Source organism: uncultured Methylobacterium sp., from assembly GCF_964251405.1.
Taxonomy (GTDB): domain Bacteria; phylum Pseudomonadota; class Alphaproteobacteria; order Rhizobiales; family Beijerinckiaceae; genus Methylobacterium.
The window spans coordinates 1-16,937 of sequence record NZ_CAXUJR010000078.1 but is presented as its reverse complement, the minus strand read 5'-3'; the positions used below and the strand labels follow the sequence as shown (position 1 = coordinate 16,937).

Here is a 16,937-nt window from a genome sequence, read left to right as displayed (position 1 = left end):
ACGGATCGCCGGGGGCTGACGGCGACGTTCGCATCGATCGAACGCCAAGCCTATCCGAACGGCCACCACGCCGTGGTCGAGTCGGTGGATTCCGCCGAGGCTGCAGCTCTGGCCGATCCGGCCACACGGTACATCGTCCTGGTCCGCGCCGGCGATCTCCTTGCTCCCGGTGCGTTGGCCGCCATGGCTTTGGAGGCCGCACTGACGGGTGCCCAGGTCGTCGTCGGCCTTCGAATCCTCTTCGATCGCGGCGTGACCGGTATCGACGTCGTGGCGCATCCGTCGGGTCCGGTCGAGGCGGCCCTCCTTGCCACGGCCGATGACATTGCGGTGACCGGCGGCGAATTCCTCTTGGATTGGGCGGCCGTTCGGAAAGCCGGCGGGCTCGTCCGCCCGGCTGACCGTCCGAGCTCGAGCCTCTGGCACCGGCTGGCGGCTGATGGGGCGCGTCTGGCGAGGATCGGACGGCCGGTGCTGCTGCGGCAGGCTTCCAACGGCCGTTGGCATACGCCCGCGGCATCCGAAGGCCTATCCATCGTCGCCTTGACGGATCTCGGCTACACGGCAGGGGCCGGTATCGCGCATCGGCGCCTGAGCGACGCCCTGAGACTGGCCGGCCACCGGATCACGCATCGCATCCTGGCGCAGGAATCGCCGCCCGCGGCCGCGGAATGGACGGACACCTTCCCGCGTTCGGAGGCCGCGATCGTCGCCGGCGGGCACGACCTCGTCCTCGTCGGCAACGTCCACGGCGTGACCCGGGGCACGCGCTTCCTCGCGCGGCTGGCGGCCCACCTTCCCGTCGCGATCGTTCTCCACGACCTGTTTCCCCTCACCGGGCGTTGCGCCTTCCCGAAGGGCTGTCGGCTGATCGCGACCGGCTGCGACACCCGGTGCCCATCGCCCGATCAATATCCGCAGCTGAGCCCGAGCCGGATCGCGCGCGCCTATGCCGACAAGCAGGACGTCCTGGGCGGATCCATCGCCCCACTGCTCCTGGCGAATTCCGCCTGGACGGCGCTGGCCGCCCACGAACTCGCACCGCCGGGCACGGACATCGCGGAGATCGCGCTGGCATTTCCGACGGGTGTGTTCCAGCCGGGCGACCGCGCGACACTGAGGCAGCGCCTCGGCCTGCCCGAGGGCGACGTCATCGTCATGTTCGGCGCCGTCATCGTCGACGCTCCGGGCAAGGGGTTCGCCGACCTTTCGGCTGCATTGCGGAAGGTTGCGCGCCACGGGATCAGCTTCGTCGCTGTCGGCCGCCTCGACGATCCATCGGTCTTCGGTCTGTCCACCCTCATCTCCACGGGCCCGATCGGGGACGAGGCGACCTTGGCCGATTGGTATGGAGCCTGCGACGTCTACGTCACCGCCAGCCAGACCGAGACCCTCGGTCAGACGCCGATCGAGGCTGGCCTTTGCGGCACGCCGACCGTGGCCTATCGCTCGTGCGGACTGACCACGGCGGTCATCGACGGCGTCTCGGGTGTTCTCGTGGTTTCGAATATCCTGGCATCGGAACGAGCGGACGACCTCGCGGCAGAGCTGTCGCGGTTGATCGAGGACGAAGGCTTGCGCCGACATCTCGGCGCCTGGGGACGCATCGCTCTGGAGAATCGCAACAGCTATGCTGCCGCTGCGTTGCGGCTGCAGGATGTGCTCGCGTCGCGCGGCATCGGTTCGGCGCAGGACCGGTCGGGCCGGTTCCGGTTCGACCCTGCCCTCCTCGGTCACTTCGCCTTCGCCAAGGCGCGTGACCCGGGCCATGCCGGAACAGTGCCGACGCGATCCCATCCGGCCATGAGGACCCTGCGGCGCATCAAGCACGTACTGCTCGGGCGGGGAATGCCGTTCTGGCTGAGACGGCTTCTCCACGTCTCCAGCATGGTGCGCCGTCGCCTCGGGACGAGGCCGTGACGGGGCATGGCGGGACGCCGCGACGGATCTACGTCGATCAGACCCATCTCCGCGGCCATGTGACCGGTATCGAGCGGGTCGCGACGTATCTCCTCTCGTCGCAGGCGCTGGCGCCGCACGAGGTTCGCGAGATCCGAAGCACGAGCCTCGCGAGCCTCATCGCCTGGCAGCAGATCGGCCTGCCGGCGCTCGGCCTCGCCGACCGCTCCGCGCTGTTCGTGTTCCCGGGCTTTCCACCCGGCCCATTGTCGATGGCGCTGGGCACGCGCTGCATCACCTACGTCCATGACACGTTCCTCATCACGCGATCGCAGGAGCTGAATTGGAGGAGCCGGCTCTACATGGCGCCGAGCTTTGCCTTCGCGGCCCGCCTCGGGCGCCGCTTCCTGGTGAACTCGCGGACCACCGGTCTCGCGCTCCGGGCGTTCTGCCGACGCGACGCGCTCGTGGCGCTGATGCGGCCGCGCGTCCGCGACGTCTTCGGTCTCGCCGAGTTGCCGGGGCCGGCCACTCACCGTCTCGGCGAACCCCTGCGCCTCCTCGCCATCGGCACGATCGAGCCGCGAAAGGATTACCCGGCCATGATCGCCATCGCGGCAGCGCTCCACGCCGCCGGGATCGCGGTCGAACTTCACCTCGTCGGGAGAACCGGCTGGGGCCGCCACGCCTTCCTGGCCGACCCGCCGCCGTTCCTCACGGTCCATGGCTATCTCGACGACGGCGGCCTCAGAGCCCTGGTCGCGCGATGCCATCTCCTGATGTCGACCTCCCGCGCCGAGGGCCTCGGCCTGCCGCTCCTCGAAGCCCAGCATGGTGGATTGCCGGTCGTCGCGCCGGAAGGCGAGGTCTTTTCCGAGGTCCTCGGCGCATCGGGGATGTTCATCACCCCATCCGACCCGGAAAAAGCTGCCGCGACCCTGATCCAGGGCCTGCGCGACGGTCGGATCCGCGCGATGGCGGAACAAGCCCGGCCCAATGTCGAGCGTTGGAACGTCCTCGCGGCCAGGGATGCCGAGCGTTTCCGCGCCTTCCTCGACATAGGCGACGATGCCTACGCCGACGACCTCGACGGTATCGTCGCACCGGCCTGATCCATCGGCGGATATCCACGGACTCGACAAGTTCCACCTCGGCCGGTTCCGCCGCCGGCCCGTGCGCCACTCATCGTCGGCCCAGCCCCGCCCAAGCGGTCATAAATCTTGTATTCACACAAGCTTTTGCTGCGGACCTATTCCCCACGTCGGAGGTCATGCACTAGTCAAGGGTGAGCGTTGCTCCCATCAGATCTACAACGTTCCCATCCTTCAACGGCCGACACATCCGCGAGCCCTGATCGAGCACCCCGGAAAGCATGGCATGGTCAGTGCAAAGTTTCCCACGCTCCCAGTTTCGAGCGGGCCGGTTGTGCCGAAGCAGCACGGTCTTGCATCGAAACGGTCACGGTCTTGAAAATCGTGCCGAGGGCGTCACGTTCGGGGAACGGAATCGATGTTCGAGTTTGGGAACAACATCAGGGGTGAGCCGGTGATGGCGGCAGCGCCGGTCAGGCCCGGCCCCGATGCCAAGGTTCTCCTTCGCCGACTTCGGCAGGGCTTCGGCTTCATCGTGCTGAGCGTCCTCTTCATGGTCACATTGGCGGTGGCTGTGCTCACCATCCTGCCGCCGCGCTACACCTCCGGCATCCAGATCCTGGTCGATCCGGCCGATCTGCGCGTCCTCGACAACGACATCAGCAACCGGACGCCGCAGGCCGATAGCGGGGTATCCCTCGCCGAGAGCCAGGTTCGGGTCATCCAATCCGACAACGTCCTGCGCCGGGTCGTTCGCAAGCTGGATCTCGCCGACGACGACGAGTTCCTTCGCCCCCCTTCCGCCAGCCCGCTGATCAACGGCATCAAGCAGGTCCTTGGCATGGAGCCTCCGCCGGGTGGCCGCGATCCGGTCAACCTCGCCCTCGATGCTCTGCGGCTGAAGACCACGGTACGCCGTCCGGAGCGCACCTTCGTCATCGACGTCATCGTCGAGACCCAGGATCCCGAGAAGTCGGCACGGATCGCCAACGCCATCGGCGACGCGTTCTTCGCCGAAGAGGCGGCGGCGAGAACGGACGTGGCGCGGCGCGCCTCCGAGTCGCTTACGGGGCGGCTTGCCACCCTTCGGCAGGGGGTGGAGGAAGCCGAGCGCAAGGTTGTTCGCTATCGCCAGGACAACAAGCTCGTGAGCACCAGCGGTCGCCTTCTCAGCGACCAGCAGCTCGGCGACCTCAACCAGCAGCTCGTCACCGCCTCGATCCGGGCCGCGGAGGCGCGCGAGCGCCTCGGCCAAGCCAAGCGCATGCGGGCGGGCGAGGCGGGAACCGCTTTACCGGAGATGCTGCAATCGACCGAGATGCAGAACCTCCGGCAGCAATATGCGACGCTCTCGCGCAACACAGCCGAGCTCGCCACCCGCCTCGGAGAGCGTCATCCCGCCATGGCGGAGCAATATGCGCAGCAGCGCGACCTCCAGCGGCTGATCCAGCGGGAGAAGGAACGCATCATCGACAACTCGCAGAAGGATTACGACCGCTCGGCCGCGAGCGAGACCGCCATCCGCAAGAGCCTCGAGGCCGCCAAGGTCGAGACCGCCGCCAACGACCGCGCCAATGTCGGCCTGCGCGAGCTCGAACGGGAACTCGAATCGCGCAAGGCCGTCTACGAGACCTTCCTGCGCCGGTCGCGCGAGACGAACGAGCAGGAGCGGCTGAACAACGCCAATGTCCGCGTCATCTCCTCCGCGACGCCAGCGCGTGTGCGAAGCTGGCCGCCCTCTCCCAAGGTCGTCCTCCCCTTGGTCTTGGGACTCGGCCTGATGGTGGGAGCCGGGATCGCCCTTCTGCTCGGCGCCGGTCGGGACCGGAGACGCTCCAAGACAGCTCCTGTCCCCCATGGCCGCAGCTTTCGGGCGATCGATGCTTGATGATCATGGAGGCAGCGGAATGGACCTTCTACGGCGTCCGGACGCTTTACGCTCATGGATTGGCGTGGACGATGACAAGGGGTCTGACGACGGAGTCGGGAACGGCGGGAGAAGGGCATCCTGCTCCGGCGGTACCCCACCCATGGCAATAAGATTGTTCGGGCTGGATTTCGTCAGGGGAAGTGCGGACGATATCCTCACCGTCGCTGACTCGGCCGGCAGGGCACGGCCGCGGCTGATCGTGACCACCAACATGGACCACATCATTACCCTGTCGGAGAGCCCTGCATTCCGCCGGGCCTATGATGGGGCGGCTGCACGCACGCTCGACGGCATGCCTCTGGTCTGGCTCGCGCGCCTTCGCGGCGCGCGGGACGCCCGTCGCATCACCGGTCACGATATCCTCGACAGTGCCCTCGCGCGCCACTGGGCGACCGAGGGACGGGCCTTCGTCGTCTGTGCCAACGAGCGGATCGGCCAGGCGGCCACGGCCTACATCCTTCGCGGGGGCGGCACCCCGGAGGCGGTGGCCTTCGTCGTGCCGCCGTTGGGCTTCGAGCAAGATGCCGCCTACGGCGCAGAGCTTGCCGAGCGAATCCGCGTTCACGGGACGACGCTCCTGATCATGGCGATCGGGGCACCGAAATCCGAAATCTGGGTCGACCAGCAGGGCGCTGCCATCGGAGCACCGCTCGTGGTCGCGGTCGGTGGCGCCCTGGGCGTCATCATGGGTTTGCAGCCACGGGCGCCGCTCTTCATGCAGCGCAGCGGCCTCGAATGGCTGTTCCGCTTCGCGCAGGACCCGCGACGGCTGTTCCGCCGGTACTTCATCAAGTCGTGGCGGTTTCTCTCGCTGCTCGGAACCGCGTACTCGGACCGACCCGGCAATCCGCCGGTCGAGATTCGGTCGAAGCCTGACCCGTTCTCGTCCAAGGCCTGAGAAGCGTCGCCGATCAGGCCGGGCCGAACAGCGCCGGGTGGCGCAGCCTCAGGGCGAAGACCAGCATGAGAGTCTTGATGTCGCTGATCGCGCCGGCATCGCTCATGGCGGCCAGGGTGGCGAGATCGATCTCGTGGACGCCGATGTTCTCCTGCTCCTCGGCGAGGCCGCCACCGCCACCATGGCGGTCGGCGGCATCGTAGGCGGCGAGGTAGAGGTCGATCTGCTCCGTCGAGATGCCGGGCATGCTCCAGCCGGTTGTGACATGTTCGAGGTCATGCAGCGTGACGCCGGCTTCCTCGCTGACCTCGCGCCGTGCTCCCTCTTCAGGGTTGGCTTCGTCGAGGAGCCCTGCCGGTACCTCGAGCAGCGATGTGAGTCCGGCGGCCAGGAAGGTCGGCGGCCTGAACTGCTCCACGAGCAGAGCGACCCGACGGACCGGATCGTAGGGCAGCACCGCGACGGCCCGGCCGTGATCCTCGATCTCGCGCTTGATGCGGGTCCCGTCCTCGAGGGTGATCTCGGCCACGAGGAAGCGGCTCCAGCCATCATGGAGGGTGCGGGTGCCATTGATGACCGGTGCCATGCTGTCCCTCTCGGCCTGACGACGGTCGCGCCCGATGGCGGGACACCGGACCTGTTGGCCGCGGTTAGCAACAGAGATGGCGCAGGAATGAGGCGGTCGAAAGCGTCGGGACAGACCGTTCGGTCATGACGGACGGCGTTTCACCTCAACGGGACGTCGGATTTTCGGATGACGAACCGTAAGACGCCGTCGAACCGATCCTGACCCTCCAGACGATCGCCCTCCTCGCGCACCAGATGGGGGATGTCGATGGCGGAGAGGGGATCTGTGCAGACCACGCTGAGGGTTTGCCCTGGCCCGAGGAGGCGCAATGCCCGACGGGTCCGCAGGACGGGAAGCGGGCATTTCAGGCCGGTGAGATCGAGTTCGGTGTGCGGCACGGTCTCACTCATCGGCCGCGTCCCCCGCTCCTGCAAAGAGCTCCCTTCATGCAAAGGCCTGCCTTCGTCAAAGGCCTGCCGCCATGAAAAGACCCCGCCGGCGCGATGCCGGCGGGGTCTTGATCAACCGCGATCCTGGAGAGGTTCGGAGATTATCGAACCCGGACCTCGCGAACGATCTCAGTAGCCGTAGTAGCCGTAGCCATAGGCCGGGTAGCCATAGACGGGACGGGCGTAGCCGCCATATCCGCCGTAGCCATAGACCGGACGGGCATAGCCACCGTATCCACCATCGTAATAGCCGTAGCGGGGCGCCGCGCTGGCAGCCAACGCACCGCCGATGATGCCGAGGGCCGCGCCAGCTGCAAGGGCACCACCGCCGCCGTAGCCGCGGCGGCCGTAACCACGGCCGTAACCGCCGCCGTAATAGCCGCGGCCACGATAGCGGACTTCCTCAACGTGATTTGCCTGCCCGGCGATCTGCCCGGCATTCACCGCCGGCATCGGCGCAGCCTGGGATGGGGTGAACGATCCGGCCATCATGCCGACGGCAGTGGTTCCGGCGAGGGCGAGAGACATGATGCGCGACATGCGAGAAATCTCCATCTCGTGAATGTAGGTGTTAAAGACCACAGACAAGATGAACCGTAGCCGAACGGTGGAGTTCCATGCGTGCGCGCCGGCACGACCTTGGGCCGCACGGAGCGGGCCTGCTCTGCCGCCATCCGCCGCGCTCGCTCAGAAGGTACAATCCCGGAACGCCGGCTCCACGGAGCGCTGCCAGGATCGTTCGAACGCGGCGAGATGCTCCTCGGCCAGGGAGCGACCCGACGCGATGATCGCTTCCAGCGGCTGGAGATAGACGGTCTCGTCGCGCCCGGCTTCGTCCCGGCGTGCTCGCGCCGCAAGGCCGCGCCGCGCGATAGTCAAGGCCTCGGCGGCCACCGTTCCGACGCTGCGCCCCGCGACCATTGCGGCGAGGCCGAGCCGCGGCACGGTCGCCCGCAGGGATTCGCGGTCGGTCGCGTGCCAGTCACGAACGAGGGCACCGGCATCAGCCAAAGCCGTGTTGTCGTAGAGGAGACCGACCCAGAAGGCCGACTGTGCGGCGATCATTGCCGGGCCGCCGACATCGGCCCCGCGCATCTCGATGAAACGCTTGAGGCGCACCTCCGGGAAGGCGGTCGATGCGTGGTTCGCCCAATCCGACACGGTCGCGTATTCGCCGGGCAATGCCGCCAGACGACCTGCCATGAGGTCACGGAACGAGGCTCCGGAGACGTCGTGATAGGTTTCGCCGCGCTTGACGAAATACATCGGCATGTCGAGGAGCCAGTCGACATAGGTCTCGTACCCGAAGCCCTCCTCGAACGCCTGCGGCAGCATGCCGGTGCGATCCGGATCGGTATGGCGCCAGATCTCGGAACGACGGGACAGGAAGCCGTTGGGACGTCCGTCGGTGAACGGCGAGTTCGCGAAGAGCGCGGTGGCGATGGGCTGGAGGGCGAGCGCAACCCGCATCTTGGCGGCCATGTCGGCTTCGGAAGAGAAGTCGAGGTTCACCTGAACGGTGGCGGTGCGCAGCATCATGTCGAGGCCGAGCGTGCCGACCTTGGGCATGTAGGCGGCCATGATGCGGTAGCGGCTCTTCGGCATCACCGGCGTCTCGGCCCGCGTCCATTTCGGGCTCATGCCGAGATCGAGGAAGCCGATGCCAATCGGGTCGGCGAGGGCGGCGACCGCGTCGAGATGGGCGTGAAGTTCCGCGACGGTGGCGTGGATGTCGGGCAGCGGAGCGCCGGACAGTTCGAACTGTCCGCCGGGCTCGAGGGAGATCGCGCCGCCCTCTGCATCGGCGAGGCCGATGACATGGCCGGCATCCTCGATCGCCTCCCAGCCGGTGCGGCGCGCGAGCCCCTCGAGGAGAGCCCTGATGCCGTGCTCCCCGTCATAGGGGACGGGTTGATGGCCGGCCCGGTAGAACGGGATCTTCTCGTGCTCGGTGCCGATCGCGAAACGCGTGCGAGGTTTCTCGCCGGCAGCGAACCAGGCGATGAGTTCGTCGCGCGTGGTGAGCGGCGTAGTGTCGGACGTATCGCGCGCCATGCGCTGCCTCGCGGTGAAAAGGGTCGTATCCCGATAGGGAGGCACGCCGGATGGGAGCAGACCGCTCCCCGATGATGTCGCCTCCTTAGTCCAGGCGACAAGGGCGAACAACGCACGCCCTGCGTCAGCGTGTGTCGCCGAGCACAGACTGCACCAGGGCCAGCGCCACCACGGCGGCCGTATCGGCCCGCAGGATCCGCGGACCTAGGGACAGCGCCACGGTGTTGGCCCTCGCCAGGATGAGCGCGCGTTCCTCTGGAGCGAACCCGCCTTCGGGGCCGATCAGGACGGCGAGCGGAGGCGCATTCGCCGGACCGGCCGCAGCCCTGAGAGCGGCAATCGGGTCGCTGACCGGCGCGTCCTCGTCGCAGAAGACGAGGAGCCGGTCCGGGGCAAGCTCGGCGAGGGCGATCGGCAGGCGTGCCGCGGCGGGCAGGTCGGGAATGGCCAGGATGCCGCATTGCTCGGCCGCCTCGATGGCGTTGGCACGCAGGCGCTCGGCGTTGAGCCGCTCGCCCTGCGTATAGCGGGTGAAGACCGGCCGGATCGTCCCGGCGCCCATCTCGACGGCCTTCTGGGCGATGTAGTCGAGGCGGGCGCTCTTGAGCGGGGCGAACAGATAATGGAGATCGGCCGCTGCCGGCTGCGGCCGCGTCCGTTCGCCCAGCCGAAGATCCGCGCTCTTGCGGCCGTTCTGGACGATCTCGGCACGCCATTCGCCGTCGCGGCCATTGAAGACGAGGACGGGATCCTGGGGTCCGCGGCGCAGGACGTTGAGGAGATAATTCGCCTGCGCCCGGTCGAGGGGGAGCGTCGCGGCGGCGCTCATCGGCCGGTCGATGAACAGGCGGGGCGCGGTGAAGTCGTAGGCGGCCATGGCGGCGTCGTCGCGTGCCGCCGGTCGGCTGTCAACGCGGATGCTTCCGGGCCGCCCCGTCGAGCGGCTTGCAGAAATGCCACAGCGACGTCTTTTCGCGATGTTGCCCACACCTGAGCCGCCACGATCCTTTGCGGCTCGAAAGACGCCACATTCCTATGCGGAAAGGGCAACCATTCGGGATGGCGCCGACCATGCGCGATTCTAGAGGGTTTCGTTGGTGCGGCACGCGGACGGTGAGCTCGGGTTTTTCCTGAGGACCGTTCGGGTGAGAGGGAGATGAGAGATGTCTTTCAAGCGTATGGCCATGGCGATCCTTGCGGTCGTCGGCAGCGCATCGGCGGTCGACACTGCCCTCGCGCAGAGCGCCGAGTGCGGTGAGATCCAGAAGACGCTGCAGGCCCGGAAGGACCTTGTCGCCAAGGCGAACGTCGCTTCGAACTCGAAGAACAAGATGACGCCGCAGGCGGCCTGCGCGTTGTTCGGTAAGCTTCAGACCAACGGCTCCGAAGGCATGAAGTGGATCGCCGCCAACAAGGAATGGTGCTCGATCCCCGATTCCTTCGCGGACGGCTTCAAGGCCGACCACACCAAGGTCGTCGGCATCAAGACCAAGGTCTGCACGGTGGCCGCTCAAGCGTCCAAGATGGAATCGCAGGCGCGGGCCCAGGCCCAGAATGGCGGCGGCAGTGGCGGCCTCCTCGGCGGCCCCGGTCTCACCGGCAGCCTGAAGATGCCGCAGGGCGCGCTCTGATCGTCGAGCACGCCGGCCGGTGGCGGGCGTGACGGAACCACCTGTGGTGGAGGGCCGCGTCGCGGACGCGGTCGCCGGGCATTGGGTCGACGGATGGGCACCGCGCGCCGCGCGGCCCTATCTGCGACTGGCGCGGATCGACCGGCCGGTCGGCTGGTGGCTGCTGCTCCTGCCCTGCTGGTGGTCATCGGCCCTGGCGGCAGTCGCGGCGCATCGCCCTTATCCCGACCCTTTGCATCTGCTGCTGTTCCTCGTCGGCGCGATCGCCATGCGCGGCGCCGGCTCGACCTACAACGACATCGCCGACCGCGACCTCGACGCCAGAGTCGAGCGCACCCGCGGCCGTCCCCTGCCCTCGGGCCAGCTGCGCACGCGCGATGCCGCATTCTTCCTGGTGGCGCAGGCCCTCGTCGGCCTTTTGGTCCTTCTGCAGTTCAACGGCACCGCGATCGCCGTCGGCATCGCCTCCCTCGTACCGGTGGCGATCTACCCGTTCATGAAACGGGTCATGCCGATGCCGCAGCTCGTGCTCGGCCTCGCCTTCGCGTGGGGTGCGCTGATGGGATGGGTGGCCGTCTTCGGTACTATCGAAGCACCCGCGGTATTGCTCTATGCCGGGACGATCGCCTGGGTGATCGGCTACGACACGATCTACGCGGTGCAGGACATCGAGGACGACGAGATCGCCGGCATCCGCTCCTCGGCGCGGTTCTTCGGCGATCGCGTGAGACCGGCCGTCGGGCTCTGCTACGGCCTTGCCGTCATCCTCGTGGGTGCGGCGGGATGGCAGGCGGGGATCGGCCCGGTCGGAACTCTGGGGATCGCGCTGTTCGCCGCTCATCTGGCACGGCAGGTTTCGCAACTTCGCGATCGTGACGGGCGTGGAGCGCTCTCGCTGTTCCGCTCCAACCGCGATGCAGGCCTGGTGTTGTTCGTCGGCCTTGCCGCCGACGCGGCCTGGCAAGGCATCCCCGGCGCGTAGAGGACTGCGTCTAGGAGAGGGCGCCGCTGATGATCTCGGATTCGCCGCGATGGATCAGCGGACGCACCGGAAGCTGTCCGGTCTTGCGGCGCACGAGGAAGCGCGGACGGCGATTGTTCAGGAAGCCGTGACGACGGCGGGAGCGGGTGGTCCCGAGGGCGACCGGACCGAGCTGGCGCGACACCATGGCGAGTTCCCCATCCTCCCGCACGATCATTCGCGGCAGGCCGGATTTCGCCGCTACGTCGCGCCAGATGGCGACGACATCGTCCTCGGTGAACGGACCGAGCCGGCTCAAGGTGTTCCCCTCGCCATCAACGATGAGAAGGGCGAATCGGTCCTCGCCGCAGGCCTCGGCCTCGTCGGTTGCGAAGCTCAAAGCGACGCCGTTGGCAACCGACCCCCCGGCGATCCGGCCGAACATCGGCAGGCGCGTGAGCGCGACATCGACCTGGACGGACGAGACACCGTCCTGGGCAAGCGCGGGATGCGTTCCGGTGGAGATGGTTGCTGAAGTCTTCATTGCAAAGCAAACCTTCTTGCTTGTCTTGGGCACAGTCGGACCGTGCGTCATGACAAGCACATTCGCGTCTCAACTCCTCCGACGACCTTAAGAGTGACAGTTAAGCGACCGTGGCTTTGGTGAAAGCCAGCGGAATGCTCAACAGTTCCTTGTGCCGATCGTCGAAAGCCCGTTCTATCGGCCTTGCCGCCGCGATCCTTGTGGCGACCCCCACGGCGCCCTACAACGCAGCGAGCGGTGGTGGATAGGGTGGGCCGGCCCGTGCGCCGGCTTTGCTCGCACGCCCCTCGCTCGACAGCCACACGGAGCCGTATGTCCGCCTCGATGACCCCTGATGCCGTGCGCGCGCTGCTTCCTGCCCTGCGCGAGACCATCCGTGAAGCGGCGGCGCTCGCGCTTCCTTTCTTCCGAGCGGGTGCGCAAACCCGGGCGCGCGTCTGGTCGAAATCCGGTGGCTCGCCGGTGACGGAGGCGGATGTGGCGGTCGATACCTTCCTGAAGGTGCGCCTGAGCAGCCTCCTGCCGCAGGCAGCGTGGCTCTCGGAGGAGACCATCGACGACGCTCTGAGGCTCGGCAACGACTTCGTCTGGATCGTCGACCCGATCGACGGCACCCGTGCCTTCCTGTCGGGTCACCCGGATTGGTCGATCGCCGTCGCTCTCCTGGTTGGCGGCGAACCGATGCTGGGCTTCGTCCACGCACCCGTGACAGATCGCTTCTATGAGGCCGTCGCCGGCGGGGGAGCGACCTGCAATGGGCACGCCATCACTGCATCGATGCAGGACCGGATCGAGGGCGCCCGCGTCACGGGCCCGAAGACGATGATCGAGCGCTTGGCCAGAGGTGCCACGGCGGCCGGGGTCAAGCCGGCCATGATCCCGATCGACCGTGTCCCGTCACTGGCGTTGCGGATCGCCAGGGTGGCGGACGGCACCATCGATATCGGCTTGGTCTCGTCGAATGCCCGTGACTGGGATCTCGCGGCGGCCGATCTCATCCTGCGAGAGGCCGGCGGAGCGGTCATCGAGCTCGACGGCGAGGCGACGACCTATAACCGGCCCGATCCCGTTCACGGTGAACTCGTCGCGCTATGCGGCGGCGTTCGAGAAGCGGTGGTCGATGCCTTCGCCAAGCACGGCTAACGCGGACAAGGACTGGTCAGCGGATCCACGCACTCCTCCCATGATGGCCATCCGCCTCGCGAAGACGGTCGGGTCATGAATCCGAAATGTACGGGACCTGCACGATCGCCGTCTGGAAGACCGCCGTTGCGGCGGCCATTCGCCAGTCGGATGATGCCCTTGCGGAAAGTCAGGCACCTGTCCCGCTGTCATCGACAGGGATGCACGTCCGCGACACAGCAGGGTGATGTGAAGAAGGTGTGCCAGCGGTCCGGATCGGTCCGCCGGCATATCGACTCTCAGGCCGAAGCGCTCTCGCGCAGGGCGACCGCCGAGGGTGCCAAGCCAAAGCGCTCGGCAAGGTGCCAGCGCAGCTCTCGGGGAGAATGATAGTTATAGGACTGGTCGATCATGTCTGTGAGATCGACGGTCTGGTTGTTCTTATTGTTGAGGTTGCCGAACCCGGCTTTCCTGAGGCGTGCTACATTGAACGTCGCCGCATCTGTCACCGGCGAACGAACGCCGCGACGGCGGGTGTATTCGAACATCATGTTTTTCTTGTTATCTTTCACTTGGTTTTCAAAGGGCGTCGCTGTGCGAACAAGCCCTGAACTCTTTTACATCGCAGGCACTCTGATGCCGACGGCGATTGTGCCGTCCGGCAACCTCCTCCCACCGGAGTCGATCGTCGGAAAGCGGAGACCGGTCTCATCATCCGGCGTGGTGACGCCGACGCTCACGTCGGTCGCCGGAGGGGCTCAGGCCGCCTGGAGGTTTCCAGCCGAGTCCTTGCCGCTGCGCTTGTCCGTCTGGATCTCGTAGGAGATCTTCTGGCCCTCGACGAGGTTGCGCATGCCAGCCCGTTCGACCGCGGAGATGTGAACGAACACATCCTTACCGCCGTCGTCCGGCTGGATGAAGCCGTAGCCCTTGGTCTCGTTGAACCACTTAACAGTGCCGGTATTCACGAATAAAACCTCGTATCGTTCACGTCCCGAGCACGTCGACCATTGCTGGCCATGGCGTACCGGGTATTGTCAGTCTTGCGGGAGCGGCAAGGTTGCCGACGCCTGTTGTCACAGCCGTCAGTCTGACCGATCCCCGCGACAGTCTACTTAGGTCGGGGATGCGGCGGCAACAAGGCGTCGGCCGTCGATCGCGGCACCGAGGGACTTCCGGCGTCCGCGGAACCGACGCCGACGGCCCTGTGTTTTTCGCTCCACGCCATGCATATAAGAGTTCGGTCCCAAGCGGTTAGGCGATGCGGTTAGGCAATCCATGGCGGGCATCTCGGTTTCCCTCGAAGGCGCGAACATCCAGCTCTCGTTCCAGAAGGACGAGCAATCGACCGCCGTCGTGATGGACGCCCGCGCGGCACGGGCCCTCGTTCAGGCCGTGGGCCAACTCCTCACGGCGATCGATGAGCCGGACGACGGCGGGATGCTCGAACATCTCAGCGACGAGGACATCGCCATGCTGGAGGTGACCTCATCGGCGATCGAGGTCGGGACCGACGAACAAGGTCAGGCCGTGGTCGCCCTGCAGGCTGGCGCCCTGCCGCCGTTCCAGCTCCGGCTGACGGACGAAGAGGCCCGTCACGTCGCGACGAGCCTCTCAGAGATCCTGAGCGCCCCGCGCGACGTGCGTGCGTCGCACGGGGATCACTGACGGTCCGCTACATCCGCACGCCGGGATCCGTGGGGACGCCGGGCAGATAATCCGGCTCGGATCCCGGGCCGCCCGGCTCGCCGACACCGGGATCGTCGACCGGATAAGGCGAGCGCGGCCCAGTCGGCCCGATATCCGGCTGCTCGTCGGGGGTTGGCGGCATCGGCAGGTTGCCTGGAATGCCGCCGGGCAGGGGTTCGGGGATCGGTAGGCCTGGATTGGCCATGCTGAGCCTCCTCCGGTTTTTGGGGTGTACAGACCAACAGCCCCTCCGAAGGTCGGTTCCCTTGATCGAGCCGCGAGCCGGGACCGTCGCGCTGCGCACTTCGCGAGACTTCGGGGAACCGTCGACGAGGCGGCATGCAGCCGCGACGCCATTCCGAGGGCCTGATCCCAATCAGCCCGCTCGGTTCGACGGACGCAGGGATGTAAGCGTCCTGCGACGGTCGTGAGAGTTCAGCGCTTGGCGGTCTCGGCGCGCTTCGGCTTGGCCTTTTCCGGCACCGAGCCGGCGATGAGTTCCGACAGGCGCCGCTGGTCGAGACCGTTGGCCATGTCCTTGACCGGCTCAACGGCCCGCGACGACGGCTGAGGCGTGATCGAGCCCGTCGTCACGGGATCCGCCGGGATCGCTGCGATCGCACGCGTCTCCGGGGCCGGCTCGCGCTGGACCCTCATGGCCCAATGGGCTGCGGTGGAGAGGGCGGCGATCGCGAGGATCGCCTTGATGCCGCCCGTCAGAAGGCGTCGCATGGTGGTCTGGTCCGGAGCTTGCGCGGAAGATCGAGGATCGGTTCCCCGATCACGGATCAATCTGCGCCAAGATCCCTAATGGACGCTTCCGAGCCCCGATCGGATCCGTCCCGGAACGGCGCAGCCGAAGGCTGCGCCGGGTCGGGTGTCAGCTCAACGAGCCGCAGAATCGCTGGATCCGGTTGCACGCCTCCTCCAGCGCCGTGTTCGACGTGGCGTAGGAGATGCGCAGGTTCGGTCCGAGGCCGAAGGCCGATCCGTGAACGGCGGCGACGCCCTCGGCCTGCAGCAGCTCGACCACGAAATCCTCGTCGGTCTCGATGGTCTTGCCGGCCGGTGTCTTGCGCCCGATCGTCTCGGCGCAGGACGGGTAGACGTAGAAGGCCCCCTCGGGCGTCGGGCATTTCAGGCCCTTGGTCTGGTTGAGCATCGACACGACGAGGTCGCGGCGCTCGTGGAAGGCCGCCTTGAACCGGGCGAGGTGCTCCTGCGTGCCGTCCAGCGCGGCCACCGCTGCCCATTGCGAGATCGAGGAAGCGCCCGAGGTCTGCTGGCCCTGGACGAAGTCCATCGCCTTGATCAGGTGCTCGGGACCCGCCGCATAGCCGATGCGCCAGCCCGTCATCGCATAGGCTTTCGAGACGCCGTTCATCGTGAGCGTACGCTCGTAGAGCGCGGGCTCGACCTGGGCCGGGGTCACGAACTCGAAGTCGCCGTAGACGAGGTGCTCGTACATGTCGTCGGTGAGCACCCAGACCTGGGGGTGGCGCATCAGGACGTCGGTGATCGCCTTCATCTCGTCGCGTCCGTAGGCCGCGCCGGACGGGTTCGAGGGCGAGTTGAGGATGATCCACTTGGTCTTGGGCGTGATCACCCGCTCCAGCTCTTCGGGCTGGAGCTTGAAATCGTGCGCCATGGCGGTCTCGGCGAAGACCGGCGTGCCGCCGCACAGGACCACCATCTCCGGGTAGGAGACCCAGTAGGGTCGCGGGATCACGACCTCGTCGCCGGGGTTCAGGGTAGCCAGCAAAGCGTTGTAGATGACGTGCTTGCCGCCAGTGCCGACGATGGTCTGCGAAGGCTTGTAGTCGAGCCCGTTCTCGCGCTTGAACTTCTTGGCGATAGCCTCGCGCAGGGGGACGATGCCGGAGACGGGCGGGTACTTGGTCTCGCCGCGCCGGATCGCCTCGATCGCCGCATCCTTGATGTGATCGGGCGTATCGAAGTCGGGCTCGCCGACCGACAGGCTGATCACGTCCATGCCCTGGGCTTTGAGCTCCCGCGCCTTCTGCGTCATCGCGATGGTCGCGGATGGCTTCACGCGGGAAAGGGCGTCGGACAGAAAGCCCATGGCGGCATGCTCCTGAT

At 67.0% G+C, this 16,937-nt stretch carries 19 protein-coding genes; 8 read left to right on the top strand and 11 right to left on the bottom strand.

Annotation, left to right across the window (positions count from 1 at the left end):
• From ACFE7U_RS13720 to ACFE7U_RS13705, 4 genes are all read left to right on the top strand, one after another.
• The coding region (locus tag ACFE7U_RS13720; protein WP_375410279.1) for a glycosyltransferase at positions 1 to 1,920 on the top strand (1,920 nt) is incomplete at its 5' end.
• On the top strand, positions 1,917 to 3,011 hold the full coding sequence (locus tag ACFE7U_RS13715) for a glycosyltransferase (protein ID WP_375410278.1): 1,095 nt from the start codon (positions 1,917 to 1,919) through the stop codon (positions 3,009 to 3,011). The genes ACFE7U_RS13720 and ACFE7U_RS13715, both read left to right, overlap by 4 nt.
• 397 nt (positions 3,012 to 3,408) lie before the next feature.
• Positions 3,409 to 4,878 (top strand): GumC family protein, encoded by a 1,470-nt coding sequence (locus ACFE7U_RS13710; RefSeq protein ID WP_375410277.1) that lies wholly within the window; start codon positions 3,409 to 3,411, stop codon positions 4,876 to 4,878.
• A 253-nt stretch (positions 4,879 to 5,131) separates the two neighbouring features.
• Positions 5,132 to 5,818 (top strand): WecB/TagA/CpsF family glycosyltransferase, encoded by a 687-nt coding sequence (locus ACFE7U_RS13705; protein WP_375410276.1) that lies wholly within the window; start codon positions 5,132 to 5,134, stop codon positions 5,816 to 5,818.
• Between the two features lie 13 nt (positions 5,819 to 5,831).
• Here ACFE7U_RS13705 and ACFE7U_RS13700 read toward each other — a convergent pair whose 3' ends face one another.
• The 5 genes from ACFE7U_RS13700 to ACFE7U_RS13680 all read right to left on the bottom strand — a co-directional run bounded on the left by ACFE7U_RS13700 (position 5,832) and on the right by ACFE7U_RS13680 (position 9,767).
• On the bottom strand, positions 5,832 to 6,404 hold the full coding sequence (locus ACFE7U_RS13700) for an NUDIX domain-containing protein (protein WP_375410275.1): 573 nt from the start codon (positions 6,402 to 6,404) through the stop codon (positions 5,832 to 5,834).
• Between the two features lie 140 nt (positions 6,405 to 6,544).
• Positions 6,545 to 6,796: a sulfurtransferase TusA family protein gene (locus tag ACFE7U_RS13695; RefSeq protein ID WP_375410274.1), complete on the bottom strand. Its 252-nt coding sequence runs from the start codon at positions 6,794 to 6,796 to the stop codon at positions 6,545 to 6,547.
• Between the two features lie 168 nt (positions 6,797 to 6,964).
• The gene (locus tag ACFE7U_RS13690) at positions 6,965 to 7,375 is read right to left on the bottom strand and encodes a hypothetical protein (protein WP_375410273.1); all 411 of its coding nucleotides are present in this window, start codon (positions 7,373 to 7,375) and stop codon (positions 6,965 to 6,967) included.
• A 147-nt stretch (positions 7,376 to 7,522) separates the two neighbouring features.
• Positions 7,523 to 8,890, bottom strand: a complete 1,368-nt coding sequence (locus ACFE7U_RS13685) for a glutamate--cysteine ligase (protein ID WP_375410272.1) — start codon at positions 8,888 to 8,890, stop codon at positions 7,523 to 7,525.
• Positions 8,891 to 9,014: 124 nt separating this feature from the next.
• A complete protein-coding gene (locus tag ACFE7U_RS13680) occupies positions 9,015 to 9,767 on the bottom strand; it encodes a 16S rRNA (uracil(1498)-N(3))-methyltransferase (RefSeq protein WP_375410271.1) in 753 nt (250 codons plus the stop codon).
• Between the two features lie 301 nt (positions 9,768 to 10,068).
• On the opposite strand from ACFE7U_RS13680, the gene ACFE7U_RS13675 reads away from it, so the two are divergent.
• Both ACFE7U_RS13675 and ubiA read left to right on the top strand, forming a co-directional pair.
• The gene (locus tag ACFE7U_RS13675) at positions 10,069 to 10,521 is read left to right on the top strand and encodes a hypothetical protein (RefSeq protein ID WP_375410282.1); all 453 of its coding nucleotides are present in this window, start codon (positions 10,069 to 10,071) and stop codon (positions 10,519 to 10,521) included.
• A 19-nt stretch (positions 10,522 to 10,540) separates the two neighbouring features.
• Positions 10,541 to 11,503, top strand: a complete 963-nt coding sequence (ubiA, locus tag ACFE7U_RS13670) for a 4-hydroxybenzoate octaprenyltransferase (protein WP_375410270.1) — start codon at positions 10,541 to 10,543, stop codon at positions 11,501 to 11,503.
• A gap of 10 nt (positions 11,504 to 11,513) precedes the next feature.
• Here ubiA and ACFE7U_RS13665 read toward each other — a convergent pair whose 3' ends face one another.
• Entirely contained in the window at positions 11,514 to 12,026 is a 513-nt protein-coding gene (locus tag ACFE7U_RS13665; RefSeq protein ID WP_375410269.1) for a DUF6101 family protein, read from the bottom strand.
• 312 nt (positions 12,027 to 12,338) lie between these two features.
• Here ACFE7U_RS13665 and ACFE7U_RS13660 point away from each other — a divergent pair, with 312 nt between their 5' ends.
• A complete protein-coding gene (locus ACFE7U_RS13660; protein WP_375410268.1) occupies positions 12,339 to 13,169 on the top strand; it encodes a 3'(2'),5'-bisphosphate nucleotidase CysQ in 831 nt (276 codons plus the stop codon).
• A 278-nt stretch (positions 13,170 to 13,447) separates the two neighbouring features.
• On the opposite strand, the gene ACFE7U_RS13655 is transcribed toward ACFE7U_RS13660, so the two are convergent.
• Positions 13,448 to 13,699 (bottom strand): AsnC family transcriptional regulator, encoded by a 252-nt coding sequence (locus ACFE7U_RS13655; protein ID WP_375410281.1) that lies wholly within the window; start codon positions 13,697 to 13,699, stop codon positions 13,448 to 13,450.
• 207 nt (positions 13,700 to 13,906) lie between these two features.
• Complete coding sequence (locus tag ACFE7U_RS13650) at positions 13,907 to 14,116, bottom strand: cold-shock protein (RefSeq protein ID WP_055887763.1); 210 nt, start codon at positions 14,114 to 14,116, stop codon at positions 13,907 to 13,909.
• 310 nt (positions 14,117 to 14,426) lie between these two features.
• Here ACFE7U_RS13650 and ACFE7U_RS13645 point away from each other — a divergent pair, with 310 nt between their 5' ends.
• Positions 14,427 to 14,816, top strand: a complete 390-nt coding sequence (locus ACFE7U_RS13645; RefSeq protein ID WP_375410267.1) for a hypothetical protein — start codon at positions 14,427 to 14,429, stop codon at positions 14,814 to 14,816.
• Between the two features lie 7 nt (positions 14,817 to 14,823).
• Here ACFE7U_RS13645 and ACFE7U_RS13640 read toward each other — a convergent pair whose 3' ends face one another.
• The 3 genes from ACFE7U_RS13640 to ACFE7U_RS13630 all read right to left on the bottom strand — a co-directional run bounded on the left by ACFE7U_RS13640 (position 14,824) and on the right by ACFE7U_RS13630 (position 16,920).
• A complete protein-coding gene (locus tag ACFE7U_RS13640) occupies positions 14,824 to 15,042 on the bottom strand; it encodes a hypothetical protein (RefSeq protein ID WP_375410266.1) in 219 nt (72 codons plus the stop codon).
• Positions 15,043 to 15,272: 230 nt separating this feature from the next.
• Complete coding sequence (locus ACFE7U_RS13635; protein WP_375410265.1) at positions 15,273 to 15,569, bottom strand: hypothetical protein; 297 nt, start codon at positions 15,567 to 15,569, stop codon at positions 15,273 to 15,275.
• A gap of 148 nt (positions 15,570 to 15,717) precedes the next feature.
• The gene (locus ACFE7U_RS13630) at positions 15,718 to 16,920 is read right to left on the bottom strand and encodes a pyridoxal phosphate-dependent aminotransferase (RefSeq protein WP_375410280.1); all 1,203 of its coding nucleotides are present in this window, start codon (positions 16,918 to 16,920) and stop codon (positions 15,718 to 15,720) included.
• Between the last annotated feature and the right edge of the window lie 17 nt (positions 16,921 to 16,937).